This window comes from Parabacteroides sp. KHUB-03, assembly GCF_056640975.1.
In genome coordinates this window covers 1,724,619-1,739,142 of the sequence record NZ_CM153257.1, presented here as the reverse complement: position 1 = coordinate 1,739,142, position 14,524 = coordinate 1,724,619, and the positions used below count along the sequence as shown (strand labels likewise).

Annotated in this window: 14 protein-coding genes and 1 pseudogene; 4 read left to right on the top strand and 11 right to left on the bottom strand. The window is 38.2% G+C overall.

Annotation, left to right across the window (positions count from 1 at the left end; genetic code table 11):
- The first annotated feature begins 27 nt into the window (after window positions 1-27).
- The gene (locus ACYIB7_RS07535; protein ID WP_103982372.1) at window positions 28-1,800 is read left to right on the top strand and encodes an ArnT family glycosyltransferase; all 1,773 of its coding nucleotides are present in this window, start codon (window positions 28-30) and stop codon (window positions 1,798-1,800) included.
- A gap of 3 nt (window positions 1,801-1,803) precedes the next feature.
- Window positions 1,804-2,442, top strand: coding sequence for an HAD family hydrolase (locus tag ACYIB7_RS07530; RefSeq protein ID WP_480338423.1), 639 nt, complete (start codon window positions 1,804-1,806; stop codon window positions 2,440-2,442).
- Window positions 2,443-2,534: 92 nt separating this feature from the next.
- Here the strand turns inward: ACYIB7_RS07530 and ACYIB7_RS07525 are convergent, their stop codons facing one another.
- From ACYIB7_RS07525 to ACYIB7_RS07505, 5 genes are all read right to left on the bottom strand, one after another.
- The gene (locus ACYIB7_RS07525; protein ID WP_099465741.1) at window positions 2,535-3,020 is read right to left on the bottom strand and encodes an outer membrane beta-barrel protein; all 486 of its coding nucleotides are present in this window, start codon (window positions 3,018-3,020) and stop codon (window positions 2,535-2,537) included.
- Between the two features lie 45 nt (window positions 3,021-3,065).
- Window positions 3,066-4,706: a dipeptidase gene (locus ACYIB7_RS07520; RefSeq protein ID WP_103982370.1), complete on the bottom strand. Its 1,641-nt coding sequence runs from the start codon at window positions 4,704-4,706 to the stop codon at window positions 3,066-3,068.
- Window positions 4,707-4,719: 13 nt separating this feature from the next.
- Window positions 4,720-6,129: a sodium:proton antiporter NhaD gene (gene nhaD / locus ACYIB7_RS07515; protein ID WP_103982369.1), complete on the bottom strand. Its 1,410-nt coding sequence runs from the start codon at window positions 6,127-6,129 to the stop codon at window positions 4,720-4,722.
- Window positions 6,130-6,167: 38 nt separating this feature from the next.
- The gene (gene nfo / locus ACYIB7_RS07510; RefSeq protein WP_480338422.1) at window positions 6,168-7,004 is read right to left on the bottom strand and encodes a deoxyribonuclease IV; all 837 of its coding nucleotides are present in this window, start codon (window positions 7,002-7,004) and stop codon (window positions 6,168-6,170) included.
- 192 nt (window positions 7,005-7,196) lie between these two features.
- Window positions 7,197-7,736 carry a pyruvoyl-dependent arginine decarboxylase gene (locus ACYIB7_RS07505; protein ID WP_099465745.1) on the bottom strand — a complete coding sequence of 180 codons (540 nt, stop codon included), beginning with the start codon at window positions 7,734-7,736 and terminating at the stop codon, window positions 7,197-7,199.
- A 235-nt stretch (window positions 7,737-7,971) separates the two neighbouring features.
- On the opposite strand from ACYIB7_RS07505, the gene ACYIB7_RS07500 reads away from it, so the two are divergent.
- On the top strand, window positions 7,972-8,619 hold the full coding sequence (locus ACYIB7_RS07500; RefSeq protein WP_480338421.1) for a superoxide dismutase: 648 nt from the start codon (window positions 7,972-7,974) through the stop codon (window positions 8,617-8,619).
- Between the two features lie 210 nt (window positions 8,620-8,829).
- On the opposite strand, the gene ACYIB7_RS07495 is transcribed toward ACYIB7_RS07500, so the two are convergent.
- From ACYIB7_RS07495 to ACYIB7_RS07470, 6 genes and pseudogenes are all read right to left on the bottom strand, one after another.
- A complete protein-coding gene (locus ACYIB7_RS07495; protein ID WP_103982368.1) occupies window positions 8,830-9,885 on the bottom strand; it encodes an alpha/beta hydrolase in 1,056 nt (351 codons plus the stop codon).
- A 45-nt stretch (window positions 9,886-9,930) separates the two neighbouring features.
- Window positions 9,931-10,497, bottom strand: a complete 567-nt coding sequence (locus ACYIB7_RS07490; RefSeq protein WP_103982367.1) for a DapH/DapD/GlmU-related protein — start codon at window positions 10,495-10,497, stop codon at window positions 9,931-9,933.
- A gap of 8 nt (window positions 10,498-10,505) precedes the next feature.
- Window positions 10,506-10,649: an SDR family oxidoreductase gene (locus ACYIB7_RS07485; RefSeq protein ID WP_394340837.1), complete on the bottom strand. Its 144-nt coding sequence runs from the start codon at window positions 10,647-10,649 to the stop codon at window positions 10,506-10,508.
- A 26-nt stretch (window positions 10,650-10,675) separates the two neighbouring features.
- Window positions 10,676-10,798: pseudogene (locus ACYIB7_RS07480) on the bottom strand (oxidoreductase); the annotation flags it as partial.
- A gap of 133 nt (window positions 10,799-10,931) precedes the next feature.
- Window positions 10,932-11,774 carry an AraC family transcriptional regulator gene (locus tag ACYIB7_RS07475; protein WP_480338420.1) on the bottom strand — a complete coding sequence of 281 codons (843 nt, stop codon included), beginning with the start codon at window positions 11,772-11,774 and terminating at the stop codon, window positions 10,932-10,934.
- Window positions 11,775-11,971: 197 nt separating this feature from the next.
- Window positions 11,972-12,868: a helix-turn-helix domain-containing protein gene (locus tag ACYIB7_RS07470; RefSeq protein ID WP_103982365.1), complete on the bottom strand. Its 897-nt coding sequence runs from the start codon at window positions 12,866-12,868 to the stop codon at window positions 11,972-11,974.
- Between the two features lie 219 nt (window positions 12,869-13,087).
- Here ACYIB7_RS07470 and ACYIB7_RS07465 point away from each other — a divergent pair, with 219 nt between their 5' ends.
- Complete coding sequence (locus tag ACYIB7_RS07465; RefSeq protein ID WP_103982364.1) at window positions 13,088-14,341, top strand: DUF418 domain-containing protein; 1,254 nt, start codon at window positions 13,088-13,090, stop codon at window positions 14,339-14,341.
- Window positions 14,342-14,524 lie beyond the last annotated feature (183 nt).

Below are 14,524 nucleotides of genomic sequence, written 5' to 3'. Positions count from 1 at the left end.
GGAAGTCTTTTTATAAACAATAAAAATATGCGCACACCTACTCTACAATACCTTTATCTGCAAAAGCCAATCACAATGGTGGTAATTATTTGTATTATTTCAGTATTACCATGGATTGGGTTAGGAGATTTTTCAACTAAAGGAGAGCCACGCGAAGCGGCCGTTGCTACTTCTATGCTTGAAAGTGGAAACTGGATTCTGCCACAAACATATGCAAATGAATTTGCTTATAAGCCACCGATGGCGCATTGGTTAATGGCTATATTTTCATATCCGCAAGGGCATGTGTCCGAATTTACTTCCCGTCTACCGTCTGCATTAGCTTTTATCACTTTAATAGGTTTTGTACTTTTGTTTTTTGGTAAGCGGATTGTAAAATTCCAGGAAGCATTTATCGCTACTCTCTTGCTGGTAACCTGCGTGGAGTTACACCGGGCCGCTATGACAACGCGTGTAGACATGTTATTGACCACCTTCATTGTTATTGGTCTTTTCCAGCTCTACAGGTGGGAGGATAAACTGGAATTAAAAGGATTACCCGTAATCATTCCTATATTACTTGGTTGCGCTGTTTTGACAAAAGGCCCTGTTGGAGTCATATTGCCATTATTCGTTTTCTTCGTTTATTTATTGATGTTGAATAAATACAACGCCCTTACTATATTCAAAGCATTATTATATATCGGTGTTTCTTCCCTCTTTTTGCCTTTGTTATGGTATGTATCAGCATGGAAACAAGGTGGCGAAGATTTTCTTAATGTTGTATTAGCAGAAAACTTCGGACGTTTCTTTCATTTGTCAACACCAGCCATCAACTATAATTTAGGACACGAAAATGGCATTTTATACAACTTTGGAACATTAGCAGCAGGTTTTATTCCCTGGACAATTTTCTTTTTCTTTTCTTTATTCGGACTAAAAATCAAAAAAACAAATATGTCATTCAAAGAGATACTGAAAGATATTTGGCAACGCATCCGTTCCATGGAAAAAGTTCGTTTGTTCAGCCTGGTAGCTTTAGTCTGTATCATCTTTTTTTATTCCATTCCTTCAAGCAAACGTAGTGTATATTTAATGCCCGCTTATCCATTCATCGCACTATTTCTGGCACAATATGCACTTTATATCACTGAATACAGGACAAAGGTAACACGTATATTTGCTGCATTTCTGGCATCTACCGTAGCTGTGGTTATAATCGCCATATTATTAACCATGTCGGGAATTATCAATCCGGTCACAATTGTTTCTCAATATTCGTCAAATCAATCCGTATTATACAATGTTCAACTTGTAACAAATGTGCTAACATTCAAAAGCTTATTAACTACAACTATAGTTACGGTTGTATTATTATCTCTGGGAACAGTATATTACCAGATGTTCAAAAAGATAAATATTAAAATACTATACGCCACAATAGCTCTTACTTTCACAGTAAATCTGCTTATTGATGGTGTAATAATGCGTAGTATTCGAAATGGTAACTCTTCCCGTCCTTTCGCCGAAAAGATTCGTAAAGAATATCCATTAAACGATAATAATATGTTTGTAATGAATAATCTGAAAGAATATACAAACATGTACGGTTTAAATTTCTATCTGGGAAATAAGTTCCATAATTTTGAAACAGAACAGCCGGAAAGCGGCTATCTTTTAGCTACAGACATCAGTTTGAATAAGATCATACAGAATTACGAGGAAAAATACATATTCAAAATACTTACAACGACAGAATATGCAATCAGTGAATTGCGCCAGAATATGGTATTATGTAGCTTTACAAGAAACAAACAATAGAACATGAAAAAGATAAAAACTGCCCTTTTTGATTTCGACGGCGTAATAGTTGACACCGAACCTATATACGATATTTACTGGAATGAAGCAGCTCACCGCTACGGGTTGGGTATAAACGACTTTGCTTCCCTTATAAAAGGAACAACTTTACCCTATATACTGGAAAAGTACTTCTCCAGCCATTCCGAAGAATTCCGTCAAAGAGTAATAGATGAATCGAATGCATTCGAAAAGGAAATGCCGTTTCCTCCTATGCCCGGTTCCATCGAATTTTTGCATATCCTCAAAGAGCATGAGGTAAAGATAGGATTGGTTACCAGTTCGGACGACATAAAAGTAAAACGGGCTTTCCATCTCCTTCACCTGGACAATATATTTGACACAATAGTTACAGCCGACCGCATAACCAAAGGGAAACCGGATCCCACGTGTTATTTATTAGCTGCATCGGATTTGCAGGAATCCCCGGGCAATTGCCTGGTTTTTGAAGATTCATTTGCCGGCATACAATCCGGCACTTCTGCCGGTATGCGTGTTATAGGGTTAAGTACCAGCAATCCGGCTGAAACAATAAAAGATAAAGTATACAAGGTTATACCTAATTTCGAAGGTTTTACGTTTGCTGATTACCAGAGCTGGTAATCATTGAAAATAAACCGGTTAAATATCTATTTTAAAAGTCCCGTCTTTTGTGTTTAAAAGACAGGACTTTTAATTTACTGTATTACTATTTTTTAGAAATTATATCCGACACGAACACCAACCATAGGTCTGCTCAGATCTTTAATAATCAAGTATTTCACTTCCAGCCCTACACTCAGGTTGTTTGTAGCATATACTTCACCACCCAAACCAATATTGGCACCAAAACGGGTAGCATTAACTGAGAGTCCCTGGCCTAAACTTGATTTCCAAAAAGACATATCTAAACCGGCCAACGGATAAAAACCAAACATTTCACTCAACTTTACTACATAATGAGCATTTACGTCAATAGCCCATGCGCTCAACGTATTATTCTTCACATGATAGGTCAGAGACGGAGCGATACGGAAATCATCCAAAATACAATACCGGTAATCCAAGCCTAACGTAGCATTGCCTATATCATCAAACCCGTATCCGATATTAAACCCAACTGATGATCTTCCCTGTTCCGTTTGTGAATAAGCACCTAAACTAATAACGGCCAGCATAATCATAATGACAAATTTTTTCATACACTTTTATTTTAGTTCAACATTTACATCACAAATATAAACTATTTATTTTACTTTCAACCGTTCTCCGGCACTCTTTACAATACAACGGTAATATTCTTCGTCATATCCCGGAAAATCAGGTGAAGCAGACAATCCATAACCATTTTGTTTAAAATGTCCGTTTTCTTCCTTCTTCACATTACCATCCATATATTTAACCAAAAGATATTCACCCAGTTTTTTCCAACGGGTAGTTGCAGCATCAGCATTGGTTGTACTAAACCAAGTCAAAAAACGAACGGCTTCAGCCGGATTTTTTTCATATAGTTTAACGGCGGCAGCATCTATAGCCGGCAATGCTTCTTTGTAGCTATTTTCCAATTCTTGTTGAACAGGACGTATATCCTGTATCATATAGCTATATTTTCCATAAGCCATATTGGCTACCCAATTGTGAATCCAGAAAGCCGATGTCCACGAAAAATTCATCATGTCTCCATTTCCTACACGATAACATTCCGGTACATCCGTTACAGAACAATAAACCGGAGTAAATACAGCCATGTCCGCGTCGTCAACCCCAAACCAAAGAACACCGCCAACAGCATCCGGCAACCAGTTTCGCATTTGCGGAACAATTACAAAACCTGTTTGTTGTGTAGCAATTGCACGTTCGTTTGTGTATTCCTGCCCATCAACATTAAAGGTCATAGGGCGCCACCGATAAGGAACTTTATAAGAGCCGGCCCCAGCATCCTGCGTCATATCCAAGTCGGTTCCTTCAAAATGGTCACGCATCGCATTCTGAACATCTTGAACAGACAATAAACGATCCGGTTTAATGTACAAAGGCATAGGCTCCTTTGAAGGATCGCCTTTTATAAAATCGGCATATTTATCCATCGACTTATCATATTTTCGGAAGAAAGACCATACACGGGCTTCACATCCACGCAAAGCACTGAACTCATATGGACAATAAGCCTTTGCAAAACTAAAATCCTTATCTTTTCCCTTAAAATACCCTTTTTCACGAGCAAAAGAAACCACATCCGGAGAATACATACAATTTTCCTTGTCGTCAAATGGTATCTGCTGAATACGAGACTGGTTAGCATGTGCGGCAATACAATCGTCAGGAATACGTATAGCAACCCATACCGCACCTTTATTGCCTACACCTTTTCCTATCATTTCCATAATCCATGCTTCATTTTTATCGGCAATGGAAAAAGACTCTCCGCTACTGTAATAACCATATTCTTTAACCAGATCGGTCATTACCTTAATAGCTTCACGTGCTGACTTTGATCGTTGCAAGGCTATATAAATAAGACTTCCATAATCCATAATACCCGTTGAATCTTCCAATTCGGAACGACCACCAAAGGTACTTTCTGTTATAGCAACCTGGTATTCATTCATATTTCCTACAACAGAATAGGTTTGTTCTACCTGGGATATTTCCCCGAGAGGTTTACCCGTATCCCATTCATTCACCTGAAGCATTGTTCCTTTAGGCCATGTTGCAGCAGGCCAACGGTATAATTCACCATACAATGTATGTGAATCGGCAGCATAGCTTATCATTACCGAACCATCAACCGAAGCTTTTTTACCGACTAACAAACCTGTACAAGCTTCTGTTTCCTGACCGGCAAATATAACCGCACAAACGGCTATCAGTATCCATTTTTTCATCATATATAAATAAAGTTTAAGCGAATAATAACATATAAGTAGCAGCCCCGCAACAATAACCTATCAAAGCCAGAATAGAAAATCGTTTCGTATAATACATAAAATCAATCTTCTCTATCCCCATTACTGTAACACCTGTAGCAGAACCAATAATTAAAATACTACCACCCGTAACAGCACAATATGCCAGGAATGTCCAGAAACCGCCATCCGACATGAAAAATTGTGCATAATGAGACAAACCGACAGTCTGTTCTACAACAGGATACATACCCATTGTTGCAGCAACCAGTGCAACATTGTCCACACATGAAGAAAGAGCACCTATGACAAAACTAATAAGATAAGGCTCGTGCACATGCTTATCTAAAAATGCAGACATAATACCTAACTGGCCGGATGTTTCCAATGCCCCTACAGCCATCAAAATACCTAAGAAAAAGAAAATCGTAGACAAATCTATATTAGGTAATAATTGTGCTATACGTAATTTTTGAGATTCATGCATATGTAATTTACTATACATAATATCCGTGTACACCCACAAAATCACTAACCCCAACAATACGCCTAAAAATGGAGGCAGATCTGTCAACATCTGAAACACAGGCACCAATGCCAAAGACAAGATACCTATTATGAATATTATTTTTCGGGAACGTGTTGGAATCTCCGGAACATATTCATCCGCCTGTTCTTCTTCACTCATAACCCGCAATGTAGTTCCTTTTTTAAACAACCAAAAATGGGCAATAGAAAGAGGAACGAGCATATTTATTAATGCAGGAATAAAAACATGAGAAATCTGATGCATAGCTGTTACGTTCTTTCCAACCCATAATAAAATTGTCGTCACATCACCTATAGGAGACCAGGAACCGCCGGCATTAGCTGCTATAATAACCATACAAGCATATTTCAAACGGTCTGTCCGATCTGGTACCAATTTACGAAGCACAGCCATGATAACTATCGCCGCAGCCAGATTATCCAGCAACGCCGAAAAAAAGAATGTTGCAAAACTTATATACCATAACAACTTTCGCTTATTCTCCGTACGTATATAACCCGTTACGGCACGAAAACCACCATGTTTATCCACAATATCGACAATCAGCATAGAACACATTACAAAAAATAATGTTTCCGATACATTTCCCAAATGAAATACAATAGACCGGTTTGTTATGAAATTAACAAATTGGACATGGGCAGGCTGATTCAGCATATCCGGATTTTGTGTCAGAAAGTCCAGGAATATAGGATTCGATCGTTCAATAAAGATGTTATATGCATCAAACATCAAAATCATCCACAGCGAAATGGCCATAAATAAAGCTATGGCTGCTTTGTTAATCTTTATCTTGTCTTCCAGGGCTATCGCCAATATTCCCAAGACAAAAATTACAGGCATCAAAATGAACATAAATGTAATATTTTAGTTAATTTGCCGAATAAAAACGATCATAAGCTATATAAATATTTTATTTCATCAGCCCAGATAGATTCATCTGGCGTCTCTAATATAAGCGGTATATCATCAAAACGGGAATCGTTCATAATCATTTGAAAAGGAATAATTCCCATTACTCCTTTTCCTATGCTGTCATGGCGGTCAACTCTTGATCCCATATCTTTTTTAGAATCATTCAGGTGCATTCCTTTCAAATAAGAAAAACCTATAACTTCATCAAAATGCCGGAAAGTTTCCTTAAAACCATTCTCTGTTTTTATATCATATCCTGCAGCTAGCGTATGAGCAGTATCAATACATACGCCCACCCTGGATTTATCTTCTACTTTATCTATAATATATGCAATCTGCTCAAACGTATAACCAAGATTCGTGCCTTGTCCGGCCGTATTTTCTATTACGGCACAAACACCGTTCGTTTTGCCTAACGCCCAATTGACAGACTCTGCGATACGAGTTAAGCATTCTTCATCTGTCATTTCATTTAAAGAACTTCCGGGATGAAAATTCAACAAGTCAAGCCCCAGTTGTTCACATCGCTGCATCTCATCTAAAAAAGCAGCACGGGATTTCAGCAATCCTTCTTCTTCCGGATGCCCTAGATTAATAAGATAACTGTCATGAGGCAGAATATGTTTAGGTAAATAGCCAAATTCCTCACAACGTTCTTTAAAAAGAGAAATACTATTTTCTGGTAATGGAGCAGATTTCCATTGACGTTGATTACGAGTGAAAAGAGCAAAAGCCTTTGCTCCTATCGCCTGAGCATTCAAAGGTGCATTTTCGACACCTCCCGATGCAGACACATGAGCTCCTATGTATTTCATATTCTGTTTATTTATATTATTCACCTTCAATCTTACATCCGTAAAAATGAATATCAACAATAATTTATGTTTATTGTTATTCGTCCGGAATGGCAACATTTATCTATTCCGGTCAGCAAATATAACAAAAAACCGCCTTCCCCGAAAGGAAGACGGCCTTATAAAAATGTAATATAAAATTCCCCTGAATGCTTATTCTTCAATATCCGGTTGCAAGAAATCCAAAAAGCATAAAGCAGCCAAAGCTGTCCCATATCTTTTTTCGATGGTAATCCCTTCCGTTATAAAGTTAAGTTCACCTAAATAATATTTATCGTACGTCTTCTGGTGAAGATCATTGATTACACGAATCAAACGGGACTCAAGTTCTTCAATACGATAACGACCACTAACCTCACATACAAGTCCTCCCACTTTCTCATCAAAGTTTTCATCCTTGTACATCCAAGCGTAAACCACACCAGCAGATACAAACTCATCCTGGTATCCATGAGACACTGCCATGATAGTTTTCATTTCAGAACCAAATGGAGGAAGATCTATTTCATCCATGGTTGCCAGATGTGCCGTTGCTGGAATAACAGACGAATATGTCATAATATTAAAGTCTGATATACCGGCATCATAAAGAGCCATGTGATAAGAACCCGCATGTTTTTCCAGATCAGATTCACCACTACCCTTTGTAATAAAAAAGGTGTTTGGAATTAAATTCCCAACTTTCTTTACCATCTACAAAATATGTTTTACTTATTAATAATGTATTGAGCGTGCAAAAATAAAAACTTATTCGGGATTTTTCTCCTTTTCCGGGCAGAAATAAATCATCCCGATCATTTTTGCAAATTATCAGGATGATTTATAAAAATGATCGGGATGATTTTTCAAATTCTTTTTTCGTTCCTTTAAACAAATTCAATGCCTGGCATGTTATAATAATACAAACAACATTAAAACATATAAGGCCATGCTTACATTATGTCTTAGTTTATTATTGTTGATTACAAATAGTCAAATAACAGATAAAAAAGAAGAAGTCATGAAATTCGAATTAATTCAATTACCCTATGCAGCAAACGCTCTGGAACCGGTAATATCAAAACAGACCATTGAGTTACATCATGGGAAACATTTACAGACTTATGTAAATAATCTGAACAATCTTGTACCAGATACCAAGTTCGAAAACGCACCTCTTGAAACAATTGTAAAAGAATCGGATGGTGCTATATTTAACAACGCAGGGCAAGTTTTAAATCATAATTTATATTTCACTCAATTTTCACCTAAAGGCGGAGGAGTACCAACTGGCAAACTTGCCGAAGCAATAAATAAGGAATGGGGTTCTTTTGAGAATTTCCAAAAAGAATTTGTTGCTGCAGGCACAGGCTTATTTGGCTCCGGTTGGGTTTGGTTAGCCGAAGACAACAATGGTAAACTTTCAATAACCAAAGAAGCAAACGGCAGCAATCCTGTTGTTAAAGGATTAAAACCTCTTTTAGGTTTCGACGTTTGGGAACATTCTTATTATTTAGATTATCAGAATCGTCGTGCCGATCATTTGAATGCTTTATGGAAAATTATTGACTGGGACGTGGTTGGCAAACGGTACTAACCGAAATTAGCTCAAGTTTAAAATGTAATAAGAAACCGCCGGTAACATTCCGACGGTTTTTTTATTTTAGATTTCTGTCGGTTAGACTTAATCAATTGAGAAATAAAGGCAATGATTTAGCAACCATTGATTTTCAGCATTTTATAAAAAAATAGCCCAAAAGTCGAAAAGACAAATGGGCTACTAAAGTGTGTTTTAAAGTTATTCTACCTAAAAAGATTTTTTAAAAAATATCTCTATCTTATCAAAAGGAATCACTGCCAAATTATCGTATAAGTCTGTGTGGTTCGCTCCAGGGATAATAAGTAGTTCCTTATTCGCTCCGGTCAACCTCTTATAGGCATCTTCGCTGAAATAGCGTGAATGTGCCTTTTCACCGTGTATCAATAACACTGCACTGCGGATTTCGTCTATGTATGCAAGAATTGGAAGATTAATGAAAGACAGAGATGCGGTTTTATTAATTCCATCATTGGAATTGGGTGAGCGGTGATGGTAGCCACGTTCTGTTTTATAATAATCATGATATTGGCGCACAAAAAGCGGTGCTTCTTCCGGTACAGGATTTACGACCCCTCCATCACGATCGTAAGTTCCGTTTTGGTAATCTTTTGTGCGTTGCTTGTTAAGTTGTACGCGAAGCTGATAACGGTCATCGGCAGACATTGTATCAAAGTACCCATTGGCATTTACACGGCTCATATCATACATCGTAGAAGCAACGGTAGCTTTGATGCGGGGATCGTTAGCCGCTGCGTTCAAGGCAAATCCGCCCCAACCGCAAATACCGAGGATACCGATTGATCCGGAATCCACATCCTCACGGGTCAGCAGATAATCGACCGCCGCACTGAAATCGTCTGTACTTATTTCAGGAGAAGTAAGATTGCGAGGAGTACCGCTGCTTTCGCCATAAAACGAAGGGTCGAAAGCAATAGTCAGAAAACCTCGCTCGGCAAGGGATTGTGCATATCGTCCCGATACCTGTTCTTTTACTGCGCCATACGGTCCGCATACGGCTACTGCCGCCAACTGTCCGCTTGCATCCAACGGCTTGTAAAGGTCTGCTACAAGTGTTATTCCGTAGCGGTTATGAAATGTAATTTTAGAGTGGGTCACTTTTTCGCTTTCGGGAAATGTTTTGTCCCATTCTTGAGTTAATTCTAAAGTATCCATGTCTGATGAGTTTTTATACTTAATTGTTTCCGATGCCATGACATCCGTAAGTGACAGAAATATCATTATGGCAATAATTTGTAATTTCATACTATTATTGTTTTTGTTCTATCATATTTCAAATGTTTTTCTAATTTATTTGACTTCAATATTCTTAATAAACCGAGCGGGGTTTCCTGCTACCACCGTCATAGGCGGCACATCTTTGGTAACGACACTGCCAGCTCCGACAATCGCACCGTAACCAATGCGCACTCCCGGAAGAATGGTTGAATTGATGCCAATCCATGCCCTATCTTCTATGACTATCGGACGACCATAGGTTGCACTGCGGTTTTCCGGATTCGGGTCATGGTTGATGGTTATCAGATTGACTTTCGGACCGATGAATACATCATTGCCGATGGTAATACCTCCACGACCAAAGAAAGTGCAGCACTGCTGGATGAAACACCCCTTTCCGATGGTAATCGGCTTGCCATAATCAATATAAAGCGGCGGTAGCACCGTTGTACTCTCTTCGAGTGGTTTACCAAGAATCCGTCCCATATAGTCATGGACTTCTTCAGGAGTACGATAACCTGTATTCATTACTGTTGCAGTCTTAATAGTTTCGAAAATATCGGTAATCAACGCCTCGTAACCCGGTTCGTTTGGGGAAACCATCTCGCCTGACAAATCTTTTTCAAAAATATCTTTCATGTTGTTCCTTATTTAATAGTGATACCTCCGTCTACAATTAAGCCATGCCCGTTCATATAAGTTGCTTGCAGACTGCATAGCCACAATACGGCATCGGCGATTTCTTCGGGCTTACCCAAACGTCCGTAAGTAGCTATAATCCAATCAATCATTTCTTTTACAGCTTGAGTGTCGGACTAATATCTGACAAAACGGTAATATAGCCTGCACGGGCAAATGCTTCTGCACAAGCAAGACCGATTCCCATTCCTGCACCTGTCACCAAAGCCACTTTTTCTTTCATTGTTTTTGTTTCTGCCATAATTATCTGATGTTATCTGTTATAAGCTCTAATTATTTTCTGATGCAAAGGTAAGAGGTCTATGACATTACGGCTTTGTTGTGTGGTTCAAAGTGCTTTGCCGGGAAGTCCATAAATAAAAAAGTCCCGCAATCTATGCGAGACTCATTCCGTGTTGCAGATTCCTTGTAGGAGGAATACCGTATTTTTCTTTATAAACCTTCGAGAAATGCGAGAGATTCTTAAAACCGACCTCAAAACAAATCTCCGACACTTTGCGTTCGCCTTTCTGTATTAGTTCGTGGGCTGCTTCGAGGCGACGGCATATCAGCCATTCACGAGGGGAAAGAGGACTGCATTTTTTGAAATCCCGTTTGAATGTGGAAAGACTACGTCCCGTATAATTGGCTATTTCTTCCATTGAAATGTCATTCATGTAATTGTTCTCCAAGAAATTCAGAATATCAATTTTCCATGGGTCGGTAAAATCGAAAACCGATGCGTACAGATTCTTGTTCGTATTGAGCAGTACATACATTCCCTCAACCATTTTTAGTTGCAGCAACTCTTCTGACGGTTGGATGCCCGAATCGAAATAAGGTGTCATTGATTCGAACAGGCTTGTAATATCCGGACGGTTAGATGGCAACTTATACAGACTTACTTTCTCCCTTTTGGCATCCTTTGGGATTGAGTTCGGTTTTAACTTGTTGTAGAAGCTACGCAAGAATTTAGGCGTAAACATTAGAAAAATAGCCTTAAATTGCTCTCCATTCCACGCTTGTTTTGTCATGCGAACACTGAAATCCTTACAGATAAAGGCGCAGTTGCCTCTATGCAGCTTTGTTGTTTTTCCTTTTTCTTCAATTGCCATTTCACCGGAATAAATATAAACCAACACGTGGGAATGGTTTCGGTGTGTGCAGCTCATACCTCCGTCAAAATACATCGCAAAAAAGATGTCCGAATAACGTAGTGTATTGATTCTGTCTGTCATTTCTTTATTTGATTATAACTATTATTTCTTTTGCAAAGGTAACCCTTTTCAAAAGAAATAATTTTGTTGTATAGCTCAAAAATTAAATGCCTCGCCTCATTTTTTTAAGTGATAGGCTTATATGTTGATATGTCGGTACGCTTTACTCGAATTTACTTTTCCGCTATGTGTTTATTTTAGATTTCATTCGCGAAACTCTAACTTACACTTTTATATTTATTCGGAGTTACACCGACTACTTTTTTAAAAAGACGACTTAGATGATGGGGATACTTAAATCCCAAGGTATAGGCAATTTCACTAACCGATCGATTACCCTCCGAAAGTAGCTTTTTTGCCCACTCAATAGTGACCAACTGGATATATTCTTGTGCCGATTTTCCGGTTTCTTTTTTAATCAGATCACCGAAATAGTTAGCAGACAGGTGTAACTCCCCGGAACACCAGGCAACAGAAGGCAGACCCAATTTTTGGGGCTTATTTGAATTGAAATAGTCGTCAAGGAGGTTCTCGAAACGACTTAACAGATCACGATTTACAATCTCACGAGTAACAAACTGGCGATCATAAAAACGTACACAGTGATTTAGCAACACCTCTATGTTGGCCGCAATAATTTGTTTGCTATGTTTATCAATAGCATGTTCCAACTCTTCACGTATTTCATTAAAACAATTAATAATAATATGGCGTTCACGTTCTGACATGTGTAAAGCTTCGTTCGACTCGTATGAAAAGAATGAATAATTTTTAATCTGCCTATCCAGTAATGTACCGCGCAGTAGATCGGGATGGAACATAAGAATCCATCCGCGCGGATTACGAGTTTCGCCGTTATCATTTATACCTGCAACCTGTCCGGGGGAGACAAAAACAAGTGTTCCCTCCCGGTAATCATACTGATTACGACCATAAATAAGTGGACCGCAATCAAGTTGCTTGAGGATAATACAGTAGAATCCGAAATTCTTACGGCTATGACGGATCACCTCTAACTGAGACATATCAACAACACTTACCAAAGGATGATATGTCTCCACTCCTAACAACTCGTTGTAGTCTTGTATCGAATCTAATTTTATAATATCACTCATATATTCTTTTTATTATTTGGTATAACTTTCTGCAAATATAGGAAAACACATCCAACCCCAATTCAGGCATTCCTAAAATCAGGAATATTGGTTTTTGAAACTGTAATTTATCTATGGACGGGCCTTTGTGCACACTCTATCTTTGCAGAAACAATTTATAGGTGGATCGTTAAAACAACATGCTTACAGCTTTACAAATAATTATCAAATAGTAAAAAAATGGAACAAAGTAAAACTATTTCAGCTCCCCAAAGTCGAATTCACGTTCTGGATGCATTAAGAGGATTTGCACTGCTCGGTGTCATACTTATGCATATGCTGCAACATTTTGGTGTTTTTTCAGGTATACCCGCGTCAGAGCCACAATTTCCTATGCTGGATACAGCTATTCAATGGCTTTCCCAACATGTAATAATGGGTAAGTTTATTAATATTTTTGCATTTCTTTTCGGATTAAGTTTCTTTATACAAATGGATCGGGGTGCCAAAAAAGGAATTGATTTCCGAAAACGTTTTATCTGGCGCATGGTTATTCTTTTTGTGATAGGCATCGTTGGCAATAGCTTTTTCACTGCCGATATTTTACCTATATATGCTGCTTTCGGAGTAATCATGGTATTACTGTTTCCCCTAAAAAACAGAATACTGATTGTTATTGCCCTGCTTCTGTTGATAGGTACGCCCCGCATTATTTCAACGAGTTATGATCGTTTAGTAAAAACAGAACAAGTAGAAAATATGCCACAAAGACCAGTATCTAACGAAGCAAACAAAAACAGACCGACTTCTTCTGGGAAAACAATGGAAAAACCATCATTCTTCAAATCGGCAAAAAGAAACTTAACCACCGGATTTGTAGGGAAATTAAATTATCAATTTGGTTTGAACGGACGCGGATATGTAACAATGGCTCTTTTTATTCTGGGCTTAGTAGTAGGGCGTTTGCGTTTTTTTGAAGGAGTAGAAACACATAAAAAAAGGAACATACTGCTTTTTGTAGGATTTACTCTTGCTTGCTCTCTCATCAGCCTGATCCCATCGCAGGAAGTTACTTTCAGAATGCTCATGTCAGGGGTAAAACTATCTCCCGAAATGCTGTTGTCCATGGCGCTTAATGATATACATACGGTACTGTTTTCCGGAGCTTTAGGACTTGGTTTTATACTCCTGTTCCAGACAGATAGTGTTGGAAAATACCTGAACGCCATCATTCCTTACGGACGCATGGGATTGACTAACTATGTAGCACAAAGTATTGTGGGGGGAATTATATTTTCTATGTGGGGTTTGGGTGCAATATTCGGCAATTGGGGAATCACTGAAGTATTTGTCTTAGGTTTGGTTGTATATGTTATACAAGCCATATTCAGTAGATACTGGCTGAACTACTATCTATATGGCCCTTTAGAATGGTTTTGGCGTTCGGCTACCTATCTCAAAATACAACCATTTAGAAAAAGAATTAATTCTTAATCAGGCAACCTGTTTTTTGGTAAAAAATAATATTGACTATACCTCTGTTTTTAATTTACTTTCAGCGAAATTGTTTATTTTATGATGTCCGAAGGAAATTTGCCAATTATAAAGGAAAAATAGACATTTACAAAATAAACTTATAGCCATATCTTTGTTATATAAAAAACAAAACAATATAAA